This is a genomic window from Actinokineospora guangxiensis, from assembly GCF_042657845.1.
Taxonomy (GTDB): domain Bacteria; phylum Actinomycetota; class Actinomycetes; order Mycobacteriales; family Pseudonocardiaceae; genus Actinokineospora; species Actinokineospora guangxiensis.
Genome location: NZ_JBHSKF010000003.1, coordinates 357620 through 382061, shown reverse-complemented (window position 1 = coordinate 382061; position 24442 = coordinate 357620). Strand labels below are relative to the sequence as shown.

19 protein-coding genes, 1 tRNA gene and 1 pseudogene are annotated in these 24442 nt (G+C 72.6%); 7 read left to right on the top strand and 14 right to left on the bottom strand.

What is annotated here, in order from left to right:
* Positions 1 to 18: 18 nt before the first annotated feature.
* Positions 19 to 5808, top strand: coding sequence for an RHS repeat-associated core domain-containing protein (locus ACFPM7_RS08590; protein WP_378246325.1), 5790 nt, complete (start codon positions 19 to 21; stop codon positions 5806 to 5808).
* Between the two features lie 346 nt (positions 5809 to 6154).
* On the opposite strand, the gene ACFPM7_RS08585 is transcribed toward ACFPM7_RS08590, so the two are convergent.
* The 5 genes from ACFPM7_RS08585 to ACFPM7_RS08565 form a co-directional block, all read right to left on the bottom strand.
* A tRNA-Ala gene (locus ACFPM7_RS08585) sits at positions 6155 to 6230 on the bottom strand.
* Positions 6231 to 6284: 54 nt separating this feature from the next.
* Positions 6285 to 6959 carry a divisome protein SepX/GlpR gene (gene sepX, locus ACFPM7_RS08580; RefSeq protein WP_378245705.1) on the bottom strand — a complete coding sequence of 225 codons (675 nt, stop codon included), beginning with the start codon at positions 6957 to 6959 and terminating at the stop codon, positions 6285 to 6287.
* 160 nt (positions 6960 to 7119) lie between these two features.
* A complete protein-coding gene (locus tag ACFPM7_RS08575) occupies positions 7120 to 7731 on the bottom strand; it encodes a GNAT family N-acetyltransferase (RefSeq protein ID WP_378245703.1) in 612 nt (203 codons plus the stop codon).
* Positions 7732 to 7750: 19 nt separating this feature from the next.
* Positions 7751 to 8974: a molybdotransferase-like divisome protein Glp gene (gene glp, locus ACFPM7_RS08570; RefSeq protein ID WP_378245701.1), complete on the bottom strand. Its 1224-nt coding sequence runs from the start codon at positions 8972 to 8974 to the stop codon at positions 7751 to 7753.
* Between the two features lie 22 nt (positions 8975 to 8996).
* Positions 8997 to 9881: a UTP--glucose-1-phosphate uridylyltransferase gene (locus ACFPM7_RS08565; RefSeq protein WP_378245699.1), complete on the bottom strand. Its 885-nt coding sequence runs from the start codon at positions 9879 to 9881 to the stop codon at positions 8997 to 8999.
* A gap of 24 nt (positions 9882 to 9905) precedes the next feature.
* Between ACFPM7_RS08565 and ACFPM7_RS08560 the strand changes: the two genes are divergently transcribed.
* From ACFPM7_RS08560 to ACFPM7_RS08550, 3 genes are all read left to right on the top strand, one after another.
* Positions 9906 to 10517, top strand: coding sequence for a 5-formyltetrahydrofolate cyclo-ligase (locus ACFPM7_RS08560; RefSeq protein ID WP_378245697.1), 612 nt, complete (start codon positions 9906 to 9908; stop codon positions 10515 to 10517).
* Positions 10518 to 10634: 117 nt separating this feature from the next.
* The gene (locus tag ACFPM7_RS08555) at positions 10635 to 11006 is read left to right on the top strand and encodes an FmdB family zinc ribbon protein (RefSeq protein ID WP_378245695.1); all 372 of its coding nucleotides are present in this window, start codon (positions 10635 to 10637) and stop codon (positions 11004 to 11006) included.
* 107 nt (positions 11007 to 11113) lie between these two features.
* Entirely contained in the window at positions 11114 to 11761 is a 648-nt protein-coding gene (locus ACFPM7_RS08550; protein WP_378245693.1) for an SAF domain-containing protein, read from the top strand.
* A 462-nt stretch (positions 11762 to 12223) separates the two neighbouring features.
* Here ACFPM7_RS08550 and ACFPM7_RS08545 read toward each other — a convergent pair whose 3' ends face one another.
* On the bottom strand, positions 12224 to 13777 hold the full coding sequence (locus tag ACFPM7_RS08545; RefSeq protein ID WP_378245691.1) for a S8 family peptidase: 1554 nt from the start codon (positions 13775 to 13777) through the stop codon (positions 12224 to 12226).
* Positions 13778 to 14189: 412 nt separating this feature from the next.
* Here ACFPM7_RS08545 and mscL point away from each other — a divergent pair.
* Both mscL and ACFPM7_RS08535 read left to right on the top strand, forming a co-directional pair.
* Positions 14190 to 14618: pseudogene (gene mscL / locus ACFPM7_RS08540) on the top strand (large-conductance mechanosensitive channel protein MscL); the annotation flags it as partial.
* 146 nt (positions 14619 to 14764) lie between these two features.
* Positions 14765 to 14965: a hypothetical protein gene (locus tag ACFPM7_RS08535; protein ID WP_378245689.1), complete on the top strand. Its 201-nt coding sequence runs from the start codon at positions 14765 to 14767 to the stop codon at positions 14963 to 14965.
* A 156-nt stretch (positions 14966 to 15121) separates the two neighbouring features.
* Here ACFPM7_RS08535 and ACFPM7_RS08530 read toward each other — a convergent pair whose 3' ends face one another.
* The 3 genes from ACFPM7_RS08530 to ACFPM7_RS08520 all read right to left on the bottom strand — a co-directional run bounded on the left by ACFPM7_RS08530 (position 15122) and on the right by ACFPM7_RS08520 (position 16852).
* Positions 15122 to 15619 carry a MogA/MoaB family molybdenum cofactor biosynthesis protein gene (locus tag ACFPM7_RS08530; protein WP_378245687.1) on the bottom strand — a complete coding sequence of 166 codons (498 nt, stop codon included), beginning with the start codon at positions 15617 to 15619 and terminating at the stop codon, positions 15122 to 15124.
* A 113-nt stretch (positions 15620 to 15732) separates the two neighbouring features.
* A complete protein-coding gene (locus ACFPM7_RS08525) occupies positions 15733 to 16299 on the bottom strand; it encodes a hypothetical protein (protein ID WP_378245685.1) in 567 nt (188 codons plus the stop codon).
* Positions 16300 to 16309: 10 nt separating this feature from the next.
* Entirely contained in the window at positions 16310 to 16852 is a 543-nt protein-coding gene (locus ACFPM7_RS08520) for a peptidoglycan-binding domain-containing protein (RefSeq protein ID WP_378245683.1), read from the bottom strand.
* Positions 16853 to 17042: 190 nt separating this feature from the next.
* Here ACFPM7_RS08520 and ACFPM7_RS08515 point away from each other — a divergent pair, with 190 nt between their 5' ends.
* The gene (locus ACFPM7_RS08515; protein WP_378245681.1) at positions 17043 to 18236 is read left to right on the top strand and encodes an exonuclease domain-containing protein; all 1194 of its coding nucleotides are present in this window, start codon (positions 17043 to 17045) and stop codon (positions 18234 to 18236) included.
* A gap of 98 nt (positions 18237 to 18334) precedes the next feature.
* On the opposite strand, the gene ACFPM7_RS08510 is transcribed toward ACFPM7_RS08515, so the two are convergent.
* The 5 genes from ACFPM7_RS08510 to ACFPM7_RS08490 all read right to left on the bottom strand — a co-directional run bounded on the left by ACFPM7_RS08510 (position 18335) and on the right by ACFPM7_RS08490 (position 24413).
* On the bottom strand, positions 18335 to 19630 hold the full coding sequence (locus ACFPM7_RS08510) for a S1C family serine protease (protein ID WP_465251837.1): 1296 nt from the start codon (positions 19628 to 19630) through the stop codon (positions 18335 to 18337).
* Positions 19631 to 20457: 827 nt separating this feature from the next.
* Positions 20458 to 21498 carry a galactose-1-phosphate uridylyltransferase gene (gene galT, locus ACFPM7_RS08505; RefSeq protein ID WP_378245677.1) on the bottom strand — a complete coding sequence of 347 codons (1041 nt, stop codon included), beginning with the start codon at positions 21496 to 21498 and terminating at the stop codon, positions 20458 to 20460.
* Positions 21495 to 22292 (bottom strand): DeoR/GlpR family DNA-binding transcription regulator, encoded by a 798-nt coding sequence (locus tag ACFPM7_RS08500; RefSeq protein WP_378245675.1) that lies wholly within the window; start codon positions 22290 to 22292, stop codon positions 21495 to 21497. Before ACFPM7_RS08500 ends, galT begins: the two co-directional genes overlap by 4 nt.
* A gap of 40 nt (positions 22293 to 22332) precedes the next feature.
* Positions 22333 to 23718 (bottom strand): sensor histidine kinase, encoded by a 1386-nt coding sequence (locus ACFPM7_RS08495; protein ID WP_378245673.1) that lies wholly within the window; start codon positions 23716 to 23718, stop codon positions 22333 to 22335.
* Positions 23718 to 24413, bottom strand: coding sequence for a response regulator transcription factor (locus ACFPM7_RS08490; protein ID WP_378245671.1), 696 nt, complete (start codon positions 24411 to 24413; stop codon positions 23718 to 23720). Before ACFPM7_RS08490 ends, ACFPM7_RS08495 begins: the two co-directional genes overlap by 1 nt.
* Positions 24414 to 24442: the final 29 nt, after the last annotated feature.

The following is a 24442-nucleotide window of genomic DNA, read 5'->3' as shown; positions in this document are numbered from 1 at the left end:
AGGCGCGCGTTGACCGCCGTGCTCGCCGGGCACCTCATCGCCGCCCTGCTACTGGGGGTGGGCACGCCCGCGGCGTCGGCCGCGGGCGTGCCCTCCGTGCCGCTGCCGGACGTGCCCTCCACGCCGGTGCAGAAGTCGACCAGGACCGCGCCCGCGCAGGACCAGGCCTCGGCGTCGGCGCTGAGCGGCAACCAGCCCGCCCGCGCGGCCCAGGAGGGCGGAGGCACGGCGACGGCGACGTCGCTGTCGCCGTCGGCCTCTTGGTCGGTGGCCACCCACACCGGCGACTTCACCTGGTCCTACCCGCTGCGGGTGCCGCCCGCGCCGGGCGGCCTGCAGCCGGACCTGGCGCTGTCCTACCGGTCCTCGGCCGTGGACGGCAGGACCAGCGCGACCAACAACCAGCCGTCCTGGGTCGGCGACGGCTGGGCGCTGTCGTCGGGCTACGTCGAGCGGACCTACGCCTCGTGCGCCGAGGACGAGGAGGGCTCGGCCAAGCCGACCACCGGGGACCTGTGCTGGCGCAGCGACAACGCCACCGCCTCCTACGGCAGCGGCGGCGGCAGGCTGATCCGCGACGACGCCACCGGAGCCTGGCGGGCCGAGGAGGACGACGGCTCGCGCGTCGAGCGCCTCAGCGGCGCGGACAACGGCGACGACAACGGCGAGCACTGGCGCATCACCACCGTCGACGGCACCCAGTACCACTTCGGGTCCGACCCCACGTCGGCCTCCACGTGGACGGTGCCGGTGTTCGGCGACGACGCAGGCGAGCCCTGCAACGGCGCGTCCTTCGCGGCGTCGCGGTGCACGCAGGCCTACCGCTGGAACCTGGACAAGATCGTCGACCGCAACGGCAACGTGATCCGCTACCACTACGCGACCGAGACCAACTCCTACGGCGCCAACCGCGGCGACGCCGCCGTCCCCTACGTCCGCGGGGGCACGCTCGCCCGCATCGACTACGGGCTGCGCGAGGGGGTGTCCCAGCCCAGCGGCCGGGTCCTGTTCGCCGTGGCCGACCGGTGCGTGCCGGGCAGCGACTGCGTGCAGAGCAAGCCCGACAACTGGCCGGACGTGCCGTGGGACTCCCACTGCGCGGCCTCGACCTGCGCGGGCAAGCACGCGCCGACGTTCTTCTCCACCAAGCGGCTGGCCTCGGTGACCACCCAGGTCCGCCGCGGCGAGGAGTTCACCGACGTCGACCGCTGGGACCTCGACCAGCAGTACCCCGACCCCGGTGACGCGGAGAAGGCCGCGCTGTGGCTCAAGGGCGTCAAGCACACCGGCCTCGTCGGCGGGTCGGCGGCGGCCACGTCGATGCCGTCGGTGACCTTCGAGGGCACGGCGCTGCCCAACCGGATCGCCACCCCGGGCGACGGGATCGCGCCCCTGATGCGCTACCGGGTCACCGGCGTGGTCTCCGAGAGCGGCGGCATCACCTCGGTGGACTACGCCTCGGAGTGCAAGATCGGCGAGCGCATGCCCGCCAGCCCCGAGACCAACACGCTGCGCTGCTTCCCGGTCCGCTGGGCCAAGAAGAACTTCGCCGAGCGCACCGACCACTTCCACAAGTACGTCGTGGCCAGGGTCACCAGCTCCGACCGGCTCAAGGTCGACTCGGTGCCGTCGTCCACCTTCGCCGAGCAGGTCACCACCTACGAGTACCTCGACGGCGCGGCGTGGCACTGGGACACCTCGGAGTTCACCAAGGCCGAGCGCAGGACCTGGAACGAGTTCCGCGGCTTCGGCAGGGTCCGCGTCCGCTCGGGCACGCCGAACGACCCCTCGGGCCCGGTCACCATGACCGAGCAGCGCTTCCACCGGGGCATGGACGGCGACAAGCTGCCCTCGGGCACCCGCTCGGTCTCGGTCACCGACTCCGAGGGCGGCACCCGCGCCGACGCCGACTGGCTCAGCGGCTTCCGCTACGAGACCGCGACCTTCGAGCACGAGGGCCGCTCCGACCAGGCCGACCCGCCGCGGGTCAGCAAGGTCATCTCCACCCCGTCGGTGCAGGGGCCGACGGCGACGCGGGGCTCGTTCAAGGCCCACATCGTGCGCGCGGGCACCCAGCGCCGCTTCACCCTGCTCGCCGCGGGCGGGCACCGGGTCACCGCGACCGCGGCCCACTACGACGACCGCGGCCTGGTCACCAGGGTCGACGACCTCGGCGACGAGGCCACCGCGGCCGACGACCGGTGCACCCGCACCGAGTACGCCCGCGACGAGGACAAGTGGCTGCTCAGCCTGCCCCGCCGGGTGCAGACCGTGGCCGTGAACTGCGACGAGGACGCCGAATTCCCCGCCGACGCGCTCGCGGACACCCGCCTCACCTACGACGGCAATGGCAACGCCACCAAGACCGAGATCGCCCGCGCCCGCCCGGCCTCGGGCCCGGAGTACGTCGTCACCGGCACGACCGCCTACGACGCGCACGGTCGGCCCACCTCGTCCACCGACGCACTGGGCAACACCTCGAAGACCGCCTACACACCCGCTGTCGGCGGCCCGCTGACCCAGCTCGCGGTCACCGGCCCACCGACGGCGGCGGCCCCCGCCGGGATGGTCGTCACGACCACGCTGGAGCCCGCCTGGGGCGCGACGACGCTGGTGCTCGACGCGAACAAGCGCAGGACCGAGTCGGTCTACGACGCGCTCGGCCGCAAGACCGCGGTCTGGCTGCCCAACCGCCCGCGCGCGTCCAACCCGACGCCGAGCACGCGCACGGCCTACCTGATCCGCAACGACGCGCCGTCGGCGGTGAGCAGCACGCGCATCGGGCCGCGCGGCACGGAGATCACCGCGACGGCCCTCTACGACGGCCTGCTGCGGCCCCGCCAGACGCAGACGCCCGCCCTGGGCGGGGGACGGCTGCTCACCGACACCCGGTACGACTCGCAGGGCCGGGCGTGGAAGACGACGCAGCCGTACTTCACCGACAGCGCCGTCGACACCGAGCTGTGGGTGGCCTCCGACGCCGACGTCGCGAGCCACACCCGCACCCTCCACGACGGCGCGGGCCGCCCCACCGCGTCGGTGTACTTCACCGGCGCGAACGAGAAGTGGCGCACCACCACCGCCTACGGCGGCGACCGGGTGCACGTGACCCCGCCCGCGGGCGGCACCGCGACGACCACGGTCAGCGACGCGCGCGGGCAGATGGTGGAACTGCGCCACCACCACGGTCCGACACCCGAGAGCGGCTTCGACGCCACGAAGTACACCTACACCGCCGCGGGCAGGCCGGCGACGATCACCGACCCGATCGGGGCGGTGTGGAGGTTCGGCTACGACCTGCGCGGCCGCAAGACCACCAGTGAGAGCCCGGACAGCGGCGTGCTGACGGTGACCTACGACGACGCGGACCGGCCCGTCACCCAGCGGGATGCGCGCGGCGACACCATCGCGATCGCCTACGACGCGCTGGGCCGGGTCACCGGCACCTTCGACGGCGAGGTCGGCGGCCCCAAGCTGACCGAGGTCGTCTACGACACCGTCGCCAAGGGACTGGGGCAGCTCGCGTCGGCCACCAGGTGGGTCGGCTCGACGCCCTACACGCACAAGGTGTTGACCTACAACGCCCTCTACCAGCCGACGGGGACGTCGGTGGTCATCCCGGCGGCGGAAGGGCTGCTCGCGGGCACCTACACCAGCTACGCCGGGTACAACCCGGACGGCAGCTCCTCCAGCGAGTCGTTCCCGGCTGCGGGCGAGCTGCCCGCGGAGACGGTCAACCGCGTCTACCACGACCTCGGCCCGGCCCGCTCCAGCTCGGTCGCGGGCACCGGCCCGACGAGGGAGCTGGCCACCGAGACCGAGTACACCCGCTACGGCGAGGTGGCCAGGGTGCACCTGGGCGCGGGCGCCAAGCGGGTGTGGCAGTCCTGGTACTACGACGCGGGAACCCGCCGCCTGGACCGCACCGTCGTGGACGCCGAGGTGCCCACGCCGATGCAGTCCGACGTGCGCTACGGCTACACCCCGGCGGGCACCATCACCTCGATCGCCGACGCCCAGCCGGGCGCGGTCGACCTCCAGTGCTTCCGGATGGACGGCCTGCGCCGCCTCACCGAGGCCTGGACCCCGGCCGAGGGCTGCGCGGAGGCCCCCGCGGTGGCGGGCCTGTCCGGTCCCGCGCCGTACTGGCACTCCTACACCTACGACAAGGTCGGCAGCCGCGAGACCGAGACCCGCCGCGACCCGTCGGGCACCGCGGTGCGCACCTACGCCAACGACGTGCCCGGCAAGCCGCACGCGCTGGGCTCGGTCAGCACGGCGGGCGGCGGCGTGGACACCCACGCCTACGACGCGTCGGGCAACCTCACCGCCCGGACGGTGGCGGGCCGCGCGCAGGAGTTCACCTGGGACGTCCAGGGCGCGCTGACCGCGGTCGGCACCGAGGACGGGGAGACCTCGTTCGTCTACGACGCCGCGGGCAACCGCCTGATCCGCCGCGCCCCCGACGCCACCACGCTGTACCTGGGCGGCCAGGAGCTGCGGCTGGCCAAGGCGGGCGGCACTCCCAGCGTCACCCGCTACTACCGCCACGCCGGCCGCGAGGTCGCCGTCCGCCAGGGCGCGGGCGCGTTCACCTGGCTGACCTCCGACCACCAGTCCACGGCCCAGATCGCGATCCGCTCGGACACCCTCCAGGTCACCAAGCGCCGCCAGCTCCCCTTCGGCGGCCCGCGCGGCGCGGCGGTGTTCCCCGGCGAGCGCGGCTTCGTCGGCGGGGTCAAGGACGCGAGCACCGGCCTGACCCACATCGGCGCCCGCCAGTACGACCCCGGCACGGGCCGCTTCATCTCCCTGGACCCGCTGCTCAAACCGACCGACCCGCAACAGATGCACGGCTACAGCTACAGCGACAACAACCCGATCACCTTCAGCGACCCGTCAGGCCTGTGGCTGGTCGGCGGCGACGACGGCCACGGCGGCCAGTACGGCTACGACGCCGACCGAGGCATCGTCATCGGCAACGACCCCAACCCGTCGTCCTACACACCACAGCCGTCCTCCCCGAGCAAACCCGCCGCGACGGGCTGGCGCACCACCGGCAAGAAGGTGTCCCCGCGCACGGTGTCGCTCAAGGACCAGCAGGACACCGAGATCGCCCCGACCTACGAGACGTGGGTGATCGACGACATCTGCGGCGGCGACCCCGGCTCCGCCATCGCGGGCGACAACCTGACCTGCATGCTCGCCTACGGCCAGTTCCAGTCCGCCAAGGCCTACCGCTCCGCCAAGAAGCAGTCCGACGAACTGTCGCCCGACAACCAGCCAGGATGGTGCCAAGGGCCGTTCAACTGCGTGTGGAAAGCGGTCTGGAAGGGATCGGTGTCGCTCAACCACGTGACCAAGACCCTCGACCAGAACCTCTCCCGCGCGGGCATCGACACAACTCCGGACTTCGTCGTAGTCGACGCCAGCGCCTTCGCCCCGATCGGCCTCGCAGGCGCGGGCGTCGGCGCGAGCGCGGGCATCACGGTCACCAGCCACGGCCAAGTGACCCTGAACGCCCCCGACGCCCCCGGCATGGGCTCCCCCGGCCTCAGCGCGGGCATCCGCCAGGGCTGGATCATCGGCGCATCGGACAAGGAGAGCATCAACGGCTTTGTCCAAGGCCAAGCCACCACCGCCGACGTCTACATCCCCGTCCGAGGCCCCTTCGGCATCAACGGCGCCGTCACCGGCTCCGGCGGCGACCCCAGCTCAGGCCCCGCCATCGAGCTGGGCCTAGGCGTAGGCAAAACCCCCTCCTGGTCGGTAACCCAAACCTACGGCCACCTCTGGGAGGGCTTCTGACCCACACTCTGGTCCGCCTGCCCGCCCCGGCAGGCGGACCTCTTTTCCACCCCTGAAACCCCCACACCCCGACTCACCGAAACCGGCACACTGAGCCCACCGAGGCCTCCGGGCCCGGCGAAAACAGCGATGGCCGCCAGTCAGGAATCCACTCTGTGACTGGCGGCCATCGCCGTTGTCAAAGCCCCATTCCGACAGCACGGAACAGTCAACCAACCGACGCTTGCGGCCTTGGCCCTCACGCCGGTTCGGGAGATCCCGCAACCGTGGGGGGCTGGGGGTCGCCCCCAGACAAAACGACGACCGACCTGTGATCGCGCTTTCCGCGAACACAGGTCGGTCGAGGTGGTGGAGCTGAGGGGAATCGAACCCCTGACCTTCTCGATGCGAACGAGACGCGCTACCAACTGCGCTACAGCCCCGTGGTGGTGCGCGGAAAGCATAGCAAGGGGTTCCGCGCACCCGACGGCGGGGGTCTACTCCCCGACCGCCCTGCGGTACGTGAGTTCTCGCGGGTCGCCGAGGTCGTCGAACCACGGGTCCTCGTCGTCGATGTCGACGACGACGGCGCCGGGGTGCAGCGGCCTGGCGGCTCGGACGGGGGCGTAGTCCTCGGCCGGGCGGGCGTGGTGCCTGCGGGCGGCCTGCATGCGGGCGAGGCGCCTGCGGCGGATCTCGTCTTCGATGCGGACCTGCCTGCGCAGGTAGCTCAGGTAGCCGACCAGCGCGAGGTCGATCGCGCCGTGGGCCCACCACAGCCAGGTCAGCGCGGTCGCCGCGGTGACCGCCGTCGCGACGGCGGCGACGATCAGCAGCAGGACGATGCGCTGGCGGAAGGCGTACTTGGCCCTGGCCGCGCGGGCCGCGGCGTCCGGGTCGAAGCCGCCTCGGCCGGGGCGGTAGCGGCGGGGCTCGAAGTCGTCGTCGTACTCGTTCACGGCGACCTCCTCCTCGTCCTCCACCTCATCATCGACCTCGTCGGCGATGTCGTCTACGGCGTTCTCGGGCGCGTCGTCCGCCGGGCGGACCACGCGGCCCGCCAGGGTGGACTCGGTCGTGCGGGCGATCTCCTGCCGCCTGCGCACGACCATCGGGACGAGAACGACAAGCCAGGCCACGACAAGCGCGACCACGATCAACGAGCTGGGCATGCCCCGGTACCTCCCCCTGTCCGTTCTCCCACGATCCGCCCTTCCATCGCCACGTTAGTCACAACAGTCACACGTGTGGCGGAGGCGCGCCGCGCGTTATCGCCCATTTGGGTGTCGTGACCGCACCATTCCCCGTAACGGGGGAGATCAAACTTTTTGCTTAGGCGAGCGACGCTCGACCTTCGGCGAGAAGGCGTTCCACCAGGCCACCAGGGGCGTCCTCTGTGGTCAGCGCGAGGCACTGGTGATCGCGCCAGTCGCCATCGACGTCGAGGTAGCGGCGGAAGATTCCTTCCTGGCGGAAACCGAGCTTCTGCAGCACGCGCAGGCTGGCCGCGTTCTCCGGGCGGACGGTCGCCTCCAGCCGGTGCAACCCGCCGACGCCGAAGCAGTGGTCGACCAGCATCGCCACGGCCGCGGTCGCCACGCCGCCGCCCGCGACGTGGGTGCCGACCCAGTAGCCGACCCAGCCGGAGCGCAGCGCGCCGCGGACGATGCCGCCCACGGTGATCTGGCCGGCCAGCTCGCCGTCGACGGTGATGACGAGCGGGATGGACGCGCCGCGCCGGGCGAGTCCGCGCAGGGTGCCCCACTGCGGCAGCCAGGCCAGGCCCGCGTTGCGGTCCTCCCAGGTGCCGGGGGCGACGGGCTCCCACTGCTCCAGGTAGCGGCGGTCGCGCAGCCTGATCCGGCTCCACGCGCCGCCGTCGAGCAGTCGCGGCGGGCGCAGCGCGACCTCGCCTGCGGGGACTCGGAGCGGACCTATGCGCACGGGCCAGCCTGGGTGCCGCTCAGCCACGCTGGGCGAGGAAGCTGACCTGGACGCGCTCGCCCGCGCCCACCTCGGTGGTGTCCTCGTCGATCAGGACCAGGCAGTTGGCCTCGGCGAGGGAGGCGAGCAGATGCGAGCCGGAGAGCCCCAGCGGCTGGACGAGGTAGTCGCCGGAGTTCTCGTCGCGCAGCAGCTGCCCGCGCAGGAAGCCGCGGCGGCCCTTCGTCGAGCTGACGGGGGAGAGCAGCGTCGCGGTGACGACGCGGCGGTGCGCGTTGCGCTTGCCCTGCGCGGCCCTGATCAGGGGGCGGACCAAGACCTCGAAGACGACCAGCGCGCTCATCGGGTTGCCGGGCAGCAGGAACGTCGGCACCGCGTCGGGGCCGAGCCTGCCGAAGCCCTGCACCGAGCCGGGGTGCATGGCGACCCTGGTCATGTCGATCTCGCCGAGGTCGACCAGCGCGGCGCGGACCTCGTCGGCGAGGTCGCCGCCGACGCCGCCCGCGATGACGACGATCTCGGAGAGCAGCAGCCTGCTCTCCACGACCTCGTGCAGCCGCCGCGGCTCGGTCGCGACGATGCCGACCCGGTTGACCTCGGCGCCCGCGTCGCGCGCGGCGGCGGCGAGGGCGTAGGAGTTGACGTCGTAGACCTGGCCCTGGCCGGGCGCGCGGTCGATGTCGACCAGCTCGTCGCCGATGCTGATGATCGAGACCCGCGGCCTCGGGTAGACCAGCACCTTGGAGCGCCCGACGGCGGCGAGCAGGCCGACCTGCGCGCTGCCGATCACCGTGCCGCGGCGGACGGCGACGTCGCCGGTCTGCACGTCCTCGCCGGTGCGCCGCACGAAGCCCGCCGACGGGACCTGCTGGTGCACGGTGACCCGCGCGTGGTGTCCGTCGGTGTAGCCGGTGGGCAGGACGGCGTCGGCCAGCGTGGGCAGCGGCGCGCCGGTCGCGATGCGCACCGCCTGCCCCGGCTGGAGCCTGCGCGGCTGGCGCGAGCCCGCGGCGATCTCGCCGACCACGGGCAGCACCACCGGCTCGTCGGAGGCGGACTGGGTGTCGACGCTGCGGACGGCGTAGCCGTCCACAGCCGCTTGGTCGAAGCCGGGCAGCGCGCGCTCGGCGACGACCTCCTCGGCGCAGAGCAGCCCCTGCGCCTCGGAGATGGCCACCCGCACCGGCGCCGGCCGCACCGCGGCCGCCAGCGCCCGCTCGACTTGCTCGTCGACAGACCTCATCCGCACTCCCTGGCCCCCTTGATCACGCGAGCCGTTCGGTCAGCCACGCGCGCAGGTCGTGCCCATACTCCGGATGGTCGAGTGCAAAGTCCACGGCGGCGCGCAGGAAACCGCCAGGATTCCCCAGGTCATGTCGTCCGCCGCGGTGCACGACGACGTGCACGGGGTGGCCTTCGGCGATCAGCAGGGCGATCGCGTCGGTGATCTGCAGCTCGCCGCCCGCGCCCGGGGTGATGCGCTTGATCGCGTCGAAGATCGCCCGGTCGAGCAGGTAGCGGCCCGCCGCGGCGTAGGTCGACGGGGCCTGGTCGGCGGGGGGCTTCTCGACCATCCCGTTGACCTTGTGCACGTCGGGGTCGCCGGTCTCCTCGACGTCGAAGACGCCGTAGGCGCTGATCTGGTCCTTGGGGATGTCGAAGGCGCAGAGGACCGTGCCGCCCTTCTCGGCGCGCACGGCGGCCATGCGGGAGAGCACGCCGGAGGGCAGGACGAGGTCGTCGGGGAGCAGGACGGCGACCGCGTCGTCGTCGCCGCGCAGGTTGGCCTCGGCGCAGCCGATGGCGTGGCCGAGGCCGAGCGCCTGCTCCTGCAGCGCGGTCTCGACCTCCAGCAGCGCGGGGGCCTCCTGGACCTTCGCGAGCAGGTCGCTCTTGCCCCGGTCGCCGAGGGTCTTCTCCAGTTCCGGCTGCGGGCGGAAGTAGTCCGCGACCGCGTCCTTGCCCGGCGAGGTGACGATGACCAGGCGCTTCGCGCCCGCCTCTGCGGCTTCCTTGGCGACGTAGTGGATGCCCGGGGTGTCGACGACCGGGAGCAGTTCCTTGGGAACCGACTTGGTCGTCGGGAGGAACCGGGTGCCCAGACCCGCAGCGGGCACGATGGCGGTGGTGAATGCGCTCGACGCGTTCATGGACAGTAAGCCTAACCTCGACACGTGGCCGGCTCTGGACGTGATCTTGACGCGACGCGGGCGTGGACGAAGGACCAATGGCGCAGGGCGCTGCTGAGCGAGCGGCGCCGGGTCCCGGCGAGCGCGCGCTTCGCCGAGGCGATCAAGCTCGGCGGGCGGCTGGCGGAGGGCAGGATCGTGCGCCGCGGCGAGACGCTGTGTGGGTACGTGCCGGTCGGCTCGGAGCCGGGTTCGTGGCGGATGCTGGACGAGGTCGCGGCGCTGGGCGTGCGCATCCTGCTGCCGATCGTGGTGGGCCGCGAGCCGCTGGACTGGGCCTGGTACGACGGCCCGGACTCGCTGCGGCCAGGTCCGTACGGGCTGCTTCAGCCCATCGGCGAGCCGCTGGGGCCGACGGCCCTGCGCATCGCCGACGCGATGCTGGTGCCCGCGCTCGCGGTGGACCGCACGGGGGTGCGCCTCGGCCGCGGCGCGGGCCACTACGACCGCTCGCTGGCTCTGGCCGCGCCGGGCACGCCGATGGTGGCGGTGGTGCGCGACTCGGAGGTGTTCGACCAGCTGCCCGCCGAGGGCCACGACGTGCGCATGACGGCGGTGCTGACCCCGGAGAAGGGGCTGCGGCAGCTCGGGACATGACGCAGGTCACTTCCGGGGCCGTGCTCCGCTGTTTGCGCTCACGCCGCCCGGTGGAGCATCATGGTTTGGCACTCTGCCCAGACGAGTGCCAGGTTTGACTGGAGAGGAAACGCGGTCGTGCCCACGTATCAGTACGCCTGTACGGCCTGCGAACACCGCTTCGAGGCGGTCCAGAAGTTCACCGACGCCTCGCTGACCGAGTGCCCGGAGTGCACCGGCAAGCTGCGCAAGCTGTACGGGTCGGTCGGTGTGGTGTTCAAGGGCAGCGGCTTCTACCGCAACGACAGCCGCTCGAAGTCCAGCTCCGCGGTCTCCTCCTCGGACGCGGGCAAGTCCTCCGGCGAGTCGAAGTCCTCGGACGCGGGCAAGTCCTCGGACTCGGGCGCGTCGTCGGACTCCTCGTCGGGTTCGGGGTCGTCCCCGAAGCCCGCGGAGTCCAAGCCCGCGGCTGCCAAGTCGACATCGACCACCACCGCCAAGGCCTCCTGACCAGGCCTTTCCCAAGTTGTCCACAGCCGCCACAACTTCCGTGGCGGCTGTCCGGCGCCAGCTCCTAACGTCGAAGGGGTACTGCCCCCGACCCCTGGGAGCCAGCGATGGCCCGCTTCACCGTTCCCCCGCTGACCCGGCGCTCCACCGCGTCGTCGCCTCGGCCCGCCTACGCGGTTGCGCCTGGCCGCCGCGCCGTCTCGGTGCTGACACTGCGCCGGGTCGCGGCCGCCCTCCTGGTGCTGGCGGCGGCGGTACTCGCGTTCCGGCCCTCGGCGCGCGGCACTCCCGTGCTGGTCGCCGCGCGTCCGCTGCCGCCCGGCGCGGCGCTGTCGGCCTCGGATGTGCGGGTGGCGTTCGTCCCCCCGGAGCTGGCCCCGGCGGCGGTTCTGAGCGACCCGGCCGCCGTGCAGTCGGCTGTCCTGGTCGCCGCCGCGTCCCCCGGCGAGCCGATCACCTCGACCCGCCTGCTCGGCCCCGAGCACGTCCGCCTGGCGGCGGGCCCCGGCCACGGCGCCGTCCCCCTGCGCCTCGCCGACCCCGGCGTGGCCCGCCTGCTGCGCCCCGGCACCGAGGTCGACGTCGTGGCCGCCGACCCGCACGAGGTCCTGGCCCGCTCCGCGCTGGTCCTGGCCGTGCACCCGGAGACGTCCTCCCGCGACGGCCCGGTCGTCGTCCTGGCCCTGCCCACCGACACCGCGACCCGCGTCGCCTCGATCACCCTGGACCGCCCGGTCGGCGTCACCCTGCGCTGACGCGCCCACTCCGCACAACCCGCCCGCACACCGCAGCCGATCGGATTCGCCGTGCCGACCTCCAGACCGTCCCCGCGACGCCCGCCCGCTCCGCGCCCCTGGTCCCCGCCGCGCGCTCGGAGACCTCCACTCGGCGCGGGTGCCGACCAGCACCTCGGCACAACCTCTGGAGCGCCGGGCATTCGCCTGGCCACGAAGCCGCAGCCATTGGGCCAACTCGACCTCAGACCCGACGCGCCCACAACGCACTCGGCCGCCGACTACCCATCACCTGCCATCACCTGACTGACCACCTGAGCATCAGCGGGTCACGAGCCAGTACAGCAAGCGCGGCCGGGGGTCGCGCAGGTACCGGGCCTGTGTTCGCGATGGCGGGCCCGGAGCCGGCGCGGTGGCGTCCTCGGGACGACGCGGGACGGCCCCGCGCGGTGTGCTCGCGCGGGGCCGTCCGGTGGTGGGGAATCAGGGGTTGTCGATCTTCAGGGTGTACGCGCCGGAGCCGCCGTAGGCGTAGACGAGCCAGCGGTAGTAGCCGGAGGTGCCGCTGTACTCGACCTTCTCGCTCGCGGCCGGGGTCTCACCCGCGCGGACGTTGACCCAGCCCGCGCCGTTCCACTTCTGCAGGTACAGGTCGAAGTCGGAGCCCGCGGGGCCGGTCAGGCAGCCGCGGTGGACGCCGGAGGTGTTCGAGGCGTAGTAGCTGCCGTTGGGCTGCACGGCCGTGGCGCCGCGGTTGAGCGAGCCGTTGTACGTGGCCTCCGAGCAGGCGCTGGGCTCGGGCTCCGGGTCGGGGTCCGGGCCGGGTCCGGGGTCGCCGCCGCCGATGAATCCGGTGTAGAGCAGCTTGTTCGGCGAGCCGGTGCCGGGGTTGCGCACGGCGTTGGAGGTGGCGTTGCCGACCAGCGCGTTCACGACCGCCGACGGCGAGGCCGACGGGTTGGCGTGCAGGTAGAGCGCCACGGCGCCGGCGACGTGCGGGGTGGCCATCGACGTGCCCGACATGGAGCCGGAGCCGCCGTTCTGCGTGGTGGAGGTGATGCTGGTGCCGGGGGCGAAGATGTCGGTGCAGCGGCCGTAGTTGGAGAAGCTCGACCGGTTGTCCGAGCTGTCGGTCGAGTTCACCGTGATCGCCTCGGGGACGCGCGCCGGGGAGGTGTTGCACGCGTCGCGGTTGTCGTTGCCCGCGGCGACGGCGGCGGTGACGCCGGAGGCGACGAGGCGCTTGATCGCGTTGTCCACCGAGGTGTCCGCGCCGCCGCCCAGGCTCAGGTTCGCCACGGCGGGCTTGCGGGCGTTCTGGGCGACCCAGTCGATGCCGGAGATGATCTGGGAGTACTGCCCGGAGCCCTGGCAGTTGAGCACCCGGACGGAGACCAGCTTGACCTTCTTCGCCACGCCCCAGGTCTTGGAGCCGACCGTGCCCGCGACGTGGGTGCCGTGGCCCTGGCAGTCCGAGGCGTCGGCGTCGTTGTCGATGAAGTCCCGGCCGCTGGTGGCCCGGCCCTCGAAGTCCGCGTGCCGCATGTTGATGCCGGTGTCCAGGATGTACGCGGTGACCGCGGAGCCGTCGTTGGCGTAGGTGTAGGAGCGGCTCAGCGGCAGGGTGCGCTGGTCAACGCGGTCCAGGCCCCAGGTCGGGTTCTGCTGGGTCTCCTGGATGGTGGCGATCCCGTCCTGCTGGACGTAGGCGACGGCCGGGTCGGCGGCCAGGCGCTTGGCAGCACTCTCGCCGACGCTGATGGAGAAGCCGCGGATGGTCGCGGAGTAGGTGTGCTTGACCTTGCCGCCGTAGCGCTTGGTCAGGTCCGCCGCCCTGCTGTTCACGGCGGAGGCGGTGGCCTGGGCGTCCTTGAACACGACGATGTAGCTACCCGCGACCGGGGCGTCCGCGGCGAGGATGCTCCCGGTGGCTTCCTGGGCGCCCGCGGTCGCGGTGCCGACGGCGGCGGCGAGGGCGCAGGCGCCTGCCACGGCAGTCGCCACCACCACGCGGCGGGACGTGCGTTGGTTACGCATTCCGAGTTTCTCCGTTCCACTCCACCAGGTGGGTGAACCCCTGGCGGTGGCTGTCGGGCAGGGGGGTCACTGACAGCCACTGCGGACACGATCGGACGAACCGGATACCAATACAATCCGGACAACGATAAGTAGACCCCTACGTAGAAAATCCTCGAAGGCGGTCCGGGCATACGTAAACCACCGGCCGAGGGTCCGGGTGGGTGACCCTGGTATCGCCCGGCGGGGGGATTCGCGGGTGTGGATCGCGTCGGTCGCGGGGGATCGGGCCGGGGGCGTTACCCTGCGCTGGTGGTGATCGACGCAGTGTCGCGATTCCGCTGGTCAGGGCCGCGTTCCGGCGGCCGACGGCGCACCACGGCCACCCCCGACCCGTGGACGCCGCCGTCCACCGCCTGAAACGGAGCAGGTCATGCTGAAGGGCTTCAAAGACTTCCTGATGCGCGGCAACGTCGTGGACCTCGCGGTCGCCGTCATCATCGGCGCCGCGTTCACCACCATCGTCACCGCCTTCACCAACGGTCTGATCAAGCCGCTGATCAGCACGGTCGGCGGCAGCGACGCCGCGCAGGGCCTGGGCTTCCGCATCCTGTCGGCGAACCCGGCGACCTTCATGGACTTCGGGTCGGTCATCAACGCGATGATCAACTTCGTGATCGTCGCCGCGGTGATCTACTTCGTGATCGTCCTGCCGGTGAAGACCATCCAGGATCGCCGCAAGCGCGGCGAGGAGGCGGGCCCGGCCGAGCCGACCGACGTCGAGCTGCTCATCGAGATCCGCGACCTGCTGCGCTCCCAGCAGCTCCAGCACCAGTCCCACTCCCAGCAGGCCCACTCCCAGCAGGCCCACCCGCAGCAGGCTTACCAGCAGCAGCCCCACCCCCAGCAGCAGCGCCCGCAGCAGCAGTACCCCCAGCAGCAGCCGCCGCAGAACCCGCAGCAGCGCCCGTACGACCGCTAGCCCGATCCCCTGCCACGATGGTGGGCATGCCCCACCCCGACGAGGCCGCCGACACCCCGGACCAGCCCCGAGCCGCGACACCCGAGGCCGAGGCCCGGCGCCGGGCCGCCCTGGACCGCATCTTCGGCGACGTGCTGCCGGACACCACGCGGGACGAGCGGACGGAGAAGGAGCCGGACGGGGACGACTGGTACACCCGCAACCGTCCCCCGCACCACGGCGGCTGAGAAGTCACCCGGTTGCCGACCGGCCTGCTCGGACTCCGCGCGGCGGTAGAGCCCCGGCCATCCCCAGCGCCGTCCGATCAGGACGGATTCCTCCGGCGTCCTCGGACGCCTCGGCCCGGCCGGCCGCCCCCGCGGCTCGGTTCGGGCGCGGGAGGGTCAGGTGGCGTAGAGGTCGGAGAGTTCGCCGATCACGTACGGCACGAGGGTGGACAGGGTCGCCATGCCGTCGCGGACGGCGCTGCGCGAGCCCGCCAGGTTGACGACCAGGGTGCTGCCGGAGATGCCGACGAGGCCGCGGGAGATGCCCGCGTCGACCGCGCCCGCGGCGAGGCCGGAGGAGCGCAGCGCCTCGGCGATGCCCGGGATGGGACGGTCGAGAACTCCCTGGGTGGCGTCCGGGGTGACGTCGCGCGGGGAGACGCCGGTGCCGCCGACGGTGATCACCAGGTCGGCCCCGCCGATGACGGCGGTGTTGAGGGCGTTGCGGATGGCCACGGTCTCGCCCTCCACGAGGACGACACCGTCGACGATGAAACCTGCTTCCTCCAGCAGCTCGGTGACCAGCGGGCCCACGGGGTCGCCCTGCTCCCCGTGCGCCAACCGGTCGTCCACGATGACGATGAGTGCTCTGCCCAGCTGCGCGCTGCGTTCCATGCCGCCAACCGTAGTCGGATCGGGCGGCCTCGGCTGCGGTTGGTGATCCGTGTCTTCCCGGGCGGCCGACTGACGGCCGGCCGACGGCGGATCGACGGCCTGCCGGTGACCGATCAGTGGCCCTGGCAGAGGAACTCGCCGTTGCCGCGCATCCAGCCCCGGTAGACCGACTGGAACCAGAGCTTGTCGTAGATGAGCGAGTGCGTGCACTTGACGTTGACCTTGAAGGGCAGCTCCACGACCCGCTCGTCGCGGTCGTGCCAGCGGCCCTTGCCCGGGAAGGTGATCTTCCACTCCCAGGCGATCTGGTCGGAGGCCAGCGGGCTGCGCACGTCGGCTGAGGCGTCGAGGATGTAGGCGCTGGTGCCGTTGTCGCGGACGTTGTACTTCCAGCTGAAGACCAACTCCCACTGCCAGGCCGCCCCGAGGAAGCCGCCGAGCGTGTCCCCCAGGTAGGCCTTCTGCGTCTCCCCCGCGTACTGGGAGGTGACGGCGACGATCGCGGCGTCCTCGCCCGCGTCGAGGTCGCTGTCGGAGACGCCGTCGGGCAGGCACTTGGCGAAGCCGCCCTCCACGACGGTCAGCTCGGCGCGCGGGCGCAGGACCAGCCGGATCGTCTCGACCCCCTTGTTGATGACGTCGAGCGCGGCGCCCGCGGTGCCCAGGACTCCCTCAGCCATTGCGTTCCTCCTAAACCGTGCCCGACGGGGTGACCTGGATCGACTGCGCGATGACCTCCTGGAACAGCTCCGGGGTCAGCTCCTGCGGCGGGTTCGCCCGCCACTGCTCGCCGTCCCACACCCACTGCCCGTCCTCGGACACCAGACCCGGCTCAGCGGCGGACCGGTGGTCCTCGCTCGCGGTGTGGTCCTGCTCCGGCTCGGCCTGGTGAGCGGGAACCCAGTCCTGCCCGCTCCAGCGCCAGTGCCCGTCCTCGGACAGGTCACCGGTGTGGAGCCCGCCCGCTTCCTGGTCGACGGCCTGAGCGGCGTCCCCGGCACCGAGCGTCCCCACGTCCTCCCAGGTCCGCTCTCCCACCACGCCGTCCTCGATGAGGCCGCGCTCGCGCTGGAACTCGCGGACGGCGGCCTCTGTGGACTCGCCGTAGACGCCGTCAGGGGCGTCGTGGAGGTATCCGTGGTCGGTCAGGCGCTGCTGCAGCGCCAGCACGTGGTCGTTCGCATCGCCAGGGCGCAGTGACTCCCCGGCGGACAACGGCGGCAAGTCGGTCATCCCTCCACCCTGCTGCGCCCCGGCCCGCCGGGTCATCGCCCGCCGGGCGGCCGAGGGGGAACCACCCCCCGCCCTTTCGCGCGAGGCCCCGCTGCTCCAACCGAGTGATCTCCGCAGCGCCGCCGACACACGGCGGCGGGACGGGCGAATACGCATCCCAAGTGGATGATCACGTGGACTGGAGGAGCGGATGGGCACCGGCTACGCCGTGATCGATGTCGAGACGACCGGGCTCTCGCCGGGCAGGCACCACCGCGTCGTCGAGGTCGCCGTGGTCCTGACCGACGCGCGCGGGCGGGTCACCGACGAGTGGTGCACGCTGGTGAACCCCGAGCGGGACCTCGGCCCCCAGCACATCCACGGGGTCTCGGCGGCCGAAGCCCGCACGGCGCCCCGATTCGCCGACATCGCGGGCCAGGTGGTGCGACTGCTGGCCGGGCGGGTGCTGGTCGGCCACAACGTCTCGTTCGACGCGCGGTTCCTGGAGGCCGAGTTCGCCCGGCTCGACGTGGAGCTGCTGATGACCCGGATGCCCGCCCTGTGCACGATGCGCCTGGCGGAGGCGTTCCTCACCACCGCGGGCCGGTCCTTGGCGGCGTGCTGCGAGGCCGCCGGGATCGAGGCGGGCACGGCGCACTCGGCGCTGCACGACGCGCGGGCGACGGCGGGGCTTCTGGCGCGCTACCTGGACTTGGCGGACGTGGCCGCCGAGGTCGTGCGGGAAGCGGCCGGGTGGCCGTGGCCGGAGCTGCCGTGCGTCGACGTGCGCACGGTCGCGCGGGGCCAGGCGTCGCCGCCCGAGCAGCACTTCCTGGCCAGGCTCGTGGGCCTGCTGCCCCGGGTGGCCCGGCCGAAGGCCGACGAGTACCTGGCGGTGCTGGACCTGGCGCTGGTGGACCGGCACGTGTCCCGGGCCGAGCAGGACGAGCTGCTGGAGACGGCGCGCGACCTGGGTCTCGGCCTGCCCGAGGTGCTCGCGCTGCACCGGGCCTACCTCGCCGACCTGGCCGACGCGGCGTGGGCGGACCACGTCGTCACGGACGCGGAGGCGGCTGACCTGCGGCTGGTCGCCTCCCTGCTGGGCGTTGACGGCGGCGAGGTCGGCGTGCTGCTGGAGCCGGGCGGGCGGGTCCGGCTCGCGGCGGGCGATGGGGTGGTGTTCACCGGCCAGACACGGGAACCGCGCGACGTGCTGGAAGCGCGGGCGACCGCCGCCGGTCTGGTGGTTGTCCCCGGCGTCTCGAAGCGCCGCACCCGCGTGGTCGTGGCCGCCGACCCGGACACCATGTCCGGCAAGGCGGCCAAGGCGCGGGCCTTCGGCATCCCGGTCGTGTCCGAGCAGTCCTTCGCCGGACTGCTCTCCGGCTTCACGCCGCCGGGCTGAGGCCGGGACGGGCGGAGGCCGCGGCTGGTGGGCCGCGGCCTCCGGTGCTCCCGTCCCAGGAGCGTTCCGGCTCGGGGGCAGACGAGCCGGACGGGGGGTTAGTTGGGATCGACGGGCTGGCCGCCGAGGGTGGCTTCGATGGTGCGCTCGCCGTCGCCGATGACGAGGGTGACCTTGGTGCCGGGGGCGTGGGAGCGCACGGCGGCGACCAAGGCGTCGGCATCGTCGATGCGGCGGTCGTTGAGGCGGGTGACGATGTCGCCCTTCTTGACGCCCGCCTTCTCGCCCGAGCCGCCCGCGGAGACCTCGTTGATGAGAGCGCCGATGCCCTGGGGGTTGTCGCGGACTGTCACGCCGAGGATGGTCTGGGTGGCCTTGCCGGTCTTGACGATCTCGTCGGCGGTGCGGCGGGCCTGGTCGATGGGGATGGCGAAGCCGATGCCGACGCTGCCCGCGTCGCCGCTGCCCGCGCCGGGGCTGTAGATCGCGGAGTTGATGCCGATGACCTGCCCCTGCATGTTGACCAGCGGTCCGCCGGAGTTGCCGGGGTTGATGGCGGCGTCGGTCTGGACGGCGTCGAGGACGGTGGCCTGGCTGCCGTCGGCGCCGCCCGCCCGGGTGGGGCGCTGCAGGGCGCTGACGATGCCGGAGGTCACGGTGCCCGCCAGCTCGAACGGCGACCCGACGGCGACGACCGCCTGACCGACGCGCAGGTCGTCGGAACGGCCCAGCTCGGCGACGACGAGGCCGCCGATGTTCTCGGCGCGGACCACGGCCACGTCGGATGTGGGGTCGCGGCCGACGATGGCGGCCTTGGCGGTGCGGCCGTCCTGGAAGACGGCGGTGATCTGACCGCCGTCGGCGGCGCCTTCGATGACGTGGTTGTTGGTGACGATCAGTCCGTCGGCGCTGATCACGAAGCCGGAGCCCTCCCCGGCCGACGACCGGCCGCGGACCTGCAGCTGCACGACCGACGGGAGCACCTTGTCGGCCACTGCCTCGACGGAGCCGGGCGGCGCCGGGGTGTTGGCCTGCTGGGCGGGCTTGGGCTGGTCGAGCGCGGTGGTGGAGGAGCCGCCGCCCGCGTTGTCGGCCACGAGGTAGCCACCGACGGCTCCCGCGCCACCGCCGACCAGCAGCGCCAGCACCGTCACGCCGGCGACCAGCGCGCCGGAGCGCTTCTTCGGTTCGCCGGAGACGCGCTGGGGCTGGGCCTGGACGTGGGTGGCGAACGAGGGGAACTGGCCGGACCCGGGCTGGGCGTGCTGCCCGGTTGTCGAGCCGGAGTAGGAGCCTGTGGGGGACGCGGCCTGGTGCCGGTCGGTGGCGTACCCCGCGTAGGGGCTGTGGCTCGCCGCTCCCGACTGCGTGGGCGGAGCGGCGCTGCCGAACAGGACCTGCTGGTGGGCGCCGGACGGGGTGCGGTCGGTGTGGCTCGGGCGGGCCCACTGGTGGTGGGGGGCCGCGCCCGGGTGCTGCGCGGACTCCGTCGCCGAGGAATCGGAGAAGGGCGAGGCCGAGGAATCGGCGGATGACGTGGAGGGGGAGTCGGACTCCGACCAGGACGAGCCCGGGTGGGTGGGTCCGGAGACCGCGGACGCGCCGGGAGTGGCCACCTCGGCCGCTGACCAGTCGACGCGCTCGGGCGGTGCGGCGGGTCGCGCCGCCGCGGGGGGCTCGGTGGCCACCCCGTCGGCGGGCTGGAGGGCCTCCCCTATCGAGGGCTGTGAGAAGCCCTGGGCGGGGGTAGGCGGGTCGGTGTCCCCGGCGGCGGACGGCTGGTCCGCTGACCGCTGGCCCGCGGACTCCTGACCCGCGAGCTGGGGGTCTGCGGGTCGGGGGTCTGCGCCGTGGCCGGAGGGGTGCGCCACCGCGGGGGGCTGCTGAGCAGCCTCCCCGGCGGCGGGCTGGGTGGGAATTCCGTGGGCGGGGGTGGGCGGGTCCTCGGGGCCCTGCTCCCCAGAGGACGCCGCCGCACTCGCCGCGTTCTCGGCGTCCGGGTGGTCGGGGCCCTGCTCCCCGACCACCCGGTCGCCGGATGTCGGCTGTCCGGGGCCCTGCTCCCCAGACGAACCGAAGCTCATGTCCGGGGAGTTCCCCGGAGTCTGGCGGGCAAAACCCGGTGTCTCGTCGGGCTTGTTGTCCGTCATGCCTCCACCTTGCGCTCCATCACTGAGAAGCACCTGAGTAAGGCCTGTGCACCCGCCTAGAAGCCGTACCGTTATCCGGCAGGTTCCTCGAAGCCGTAGCGGGCCGGGGCCGCACGGAGGCGGTCGGCCAGGCTCTCGGGGGTGACGTCGTTGATCCAGACGGCCATGCCGGATTCGGACCCGGCCAGGTACTTCAGTTTGTCGGCGCTCCGAAGTATGGAGAAGACCTGCAGGTGCAGCCACGCGAGGTCCCGGCCTTCGGACACCGGCGCCTGGTGCCAGGCGGCGATATAGGGCAGCTCGCGGTCGTGGAGTCCGTCCAGCCTGCCCAGGACCTTCAGGTACAGGCGGGAGAAGTCCGCGCGCTCTTCAGGCGTCAGCGCGGGCAGGTCGGGCACGCGGCGGTGCGGGACCAGATGGACCTCGACCGGCCAGCGGGCGGCCTCGGGGACGAAGGCCGTCCAGTGCGCGGACTCGGCGATGACGCGTTTGCCCGAGGTGCGTTCGGCCGCCAGCACCTCGCCCATGACCGGACCGCCCGCGGCGGCGGCCACGGCGAGCATCTTCTCCGTGCGGGGGGTGATGAACGGGTAGGCGTAGATCTGACCGTGCGGGTGGCCGAGTGTGACGCCGATCTCGTCGCCGCGGTTCTCGAAGGGGTAGACCTGGGCCACGCCCGGCAGCGCGCTGAGGGCTTCGGTGCGATCGGCCCACACGTCGACGATCAGGCGGACGCGCTCGGGGCTCAGCTCGCCGAAGGACGTCTGGTGGTCAGAGGTGAAGCACATCACCTCACAGCGGCCCCGGCCGCCGGAGAACGACGGGAAGCGGTTCTCGAAGACCACCACGTCGTAGGCCGACTCCGGGACCTCGGTCGGCCTGCCCGGCACGGAAGGACACAATGGACAGAGGTCGGCGGGCGGCTTGTACGTGCGGGTCTGGCGGTGGGCGGCGAGGGCGACCCACTCCCCGGTCAGCGGGTCGCGGCGGATCTCCGAGGCCGGGTCCCGCGGCGGGAGGTCGCGGGTGTCGACGGCGTCGCGGTGGGTGTCGCGCTCGTCGTAGTAGTGGATCTCCCGGCCGTCGGCCAGGTGTCTGACGGCGTGCCTCACTCGGCTACCCGCGCGTTCTCTCCGACGTCGGCGACCATCAGCTCGCCGACGCGCTCGGTCAGGACTTCGGCGGCGTCGCGGGCGATGCCGTCGTCGGTGACGACGACGTCGGCTTCGTCCAGGGCGGCGATGGTGGAGATGCCGACGGTGCCCCACTTGGTGCAGTCGGCGAGCACGACCAGCCTGCCGCCCGCGTCCACCAGGGCGCGGTTGGTCTCGCACTCGTTGAGGTTCGGGGTGGTGAAGCCGGGGCCGTCGGCCATCCCGTGCACGCCGAGGAAGACCACGTCCAGGTGCAGCGACCGCAGCGACTGCACGGCGACCGGGCCGACCAGGGCGTCAGACGGCGTGCGGACGCCGCCGGTCAGCACGACTGTCCTGTCTGGGCGGTCGAGGCGGCGCAGCTCGTCGGCGACGCGGATGGAGTTGGTGACGACGGTCAGGTCGGGCACGTCGTGCAGGTACCGGGCGAAGGTCCAGGTGGTGGTGCCCGCGGACAGGCCGATCGCGGTGCCGGGGCGCACGAGGGAGGCGGCCAGCGCGCAGATGGCCTCCTTCTCGGCCTGCGCGCGGACGGACTTGGCCTCGAAGCCGGGTTCGTCGGTGCTGCGGCCGACCACGGCGGTGGCGCCGCCGTAGACCTTCTCGACCAGGCCGCGTTTGGCGAGCACGTCGAGGTCGCGGCGGATGGTCATGTCCGAGACGCCCAAACGGCCGACAAGGGCGTTGACCTGGACGGCTCCGCTGCGGCGGATCTCGTCCAGGATCACCTCCTGGCGCTGTCGGGCGAGCACAACACAATCGTACACACTCAAACGGTTGATTTTGTTGTTGTCACCCGGGGTGACCAGGCAGTCGCATCGCCATCAGCGCGCCGCCGTCGACCGAGCGCCCCGCGTACACGCTGCCGCCGTGCCGCTCGGCCGCCTGCTTGACGATCGCCAGGCCGAGCCCGGAGCCGGGCAGCGTGCGGGCCTCCTCGGAGCGGTAGAAGCGGTCGAAGACGAGTGGGAGGTCGGCGTCGCTGATACCCGACCCCTGGTCCCCTACCTGCAGGAATGCGTAGCCGGTGCCCGCGTCGTCCAGGGTCACGCGGACCGTGCCGCCGGGCGGGCTGAACTTGACGGCGTTGTCGAGCAGGTTCAGCACCGCGCGCTCCAGCGTGGCCGCATGGCCGATGAGGTGCCAGGGCCGCAGGTTGACCTCGAACCGCACGTCACCGGCCCGCCTGCGCGCCCGGTCAAGCGCTTGCTCCACGACGTCGGTCAGCTCGACGTGCTCGTGGACGTCGATCGCGGCGTCGGCGCGGGCCAGCTCGACCAGGTCGCCGATGAGCTGGGTCAGCTCGTCCAGCTGGCCGCGCAGATCGGCCTGGATCTCCTCTTTGTCCTGGTCGGAGAGGGTGGGCGCGCCGGGGCGCTCGGAGGCCAGGAGGAGTTCGAGGTTGGTGCGCAGCGAGGTCAGCGGGGTGCGCAGCTCGTGGCCGGCGTCGGCGACCAGGCGGCGCTGGCGCTCCTGGGCCTCGGCGACCGCGCCCAGCATGGTGTTGAAGCTGTGGGTGAGCCGGGCCAGTTCGTCGTCGCCCGCGACGGGGATCGGCCGAAGATCACCCGTATAGGTGACGTGTTCGGTGGCCGCGGTGAGCCGCTGCACCGGGCGCAGACTGCCGCGCGCGACGGCGAGCCCGGCCAGGGCTGCCACGATGATCCCGGACCCGCCGATGACGATCAGCACCACCGACAGCTTGGCCAGGGTGTTCTTGGTGCCCTCCAGCGACTGGGACAGGACGAGGGCGGTGTTGGGCAGCGGCGGGTAGCGCACGGCGTAGACGCGGCTGTCGGTGCGGGTGTCGGTGCGCACCGAGGAGTCGATGGTCCCCTGGGCGACGCTCAGCTCGGTCTCGCTGATCGCGGGCCTGGTCAGGGGCCGGTCGATGGCCGAGGAGCCCGTCGGGCTGATGACGTCGAACTTGATGTCGGCCAGTTCGAGGAAGAAGACGGGGATCTCGGCGCGGCCCTCGGTGATCAGCCGGGTGTTGACGACGAGGGCGTTGGCGCGGTCGGCGAGGTTCTCGTCCACCTGGTCGTGCAGGCCGCGGTAGACGGTGATGTAGGCGCCGAGCGAGACCAGCGCGACCGCGCCGCCCACGCACAGCGCCGCCAGCAGGCTGATCCGGGACCGGATGGTGACGCGCTGGCGGGTGCCGGTCGGAGCGATCATCAGGGCGGGGTCTCCCGCAGGACGTAGCCGACGCCGCGCACGGTGTGGATGAGGCGGGGCTCGCCCTCGGCCTCGGTCTTGCGGCGCAGGTAGCCGATGTAGACCTCCAGCGCGTTGCCGGAGGTGGGGAAGTCGTAGCCCCAGACCTCTTCGAGGATGCGGCTGCGGGTCAGCACCTGCTTGGGGTGGCTGAGCAGCAGTTCGAGCAGGGCGAACTCGGTGCGGGTGAGGCTGATGGCCCGCTCGCCGCGCACGACGTCGCGGGTGCCGGGGTCCATGCGCAGGTCGGCGAAGGACAGGCCGGCGTCGGCGGGCTGGCCGGTCTCGGGCTGGGCGCGGCGCAGCAGGGCACGCAGGCGGGCCAGCAGCTCCTCCAGGGCGAAGGGCTTGGGGAGGTAGTCGTCGGCCCCGGCGTCGAGCCCGGCGACGCGGTCGGAGACCAGGTCACGGGCGGTGAGGACGAGAATCGGCAGGTCGTCGCCGACGCCGCGCAGGCGGCGGCAGACCTCCAGGCCGTCGAGGCGGGGCATCATCACGTCGAGCACCATGGCGTCGGGACGGCTGCCCGCGTCGAAGACCAGCTCCAGGGCGGCCTGGCCGTCTCCGGCGAGGTCCACCTGGTAGCCGTTGAACTGCAGCGACCGACGCAACGAGTCGCGCACGGCCCGATCGTCATCGACCACGAGAATGCGCATGCGGGTCAGTCTTCACCCTGCTGCTGAGA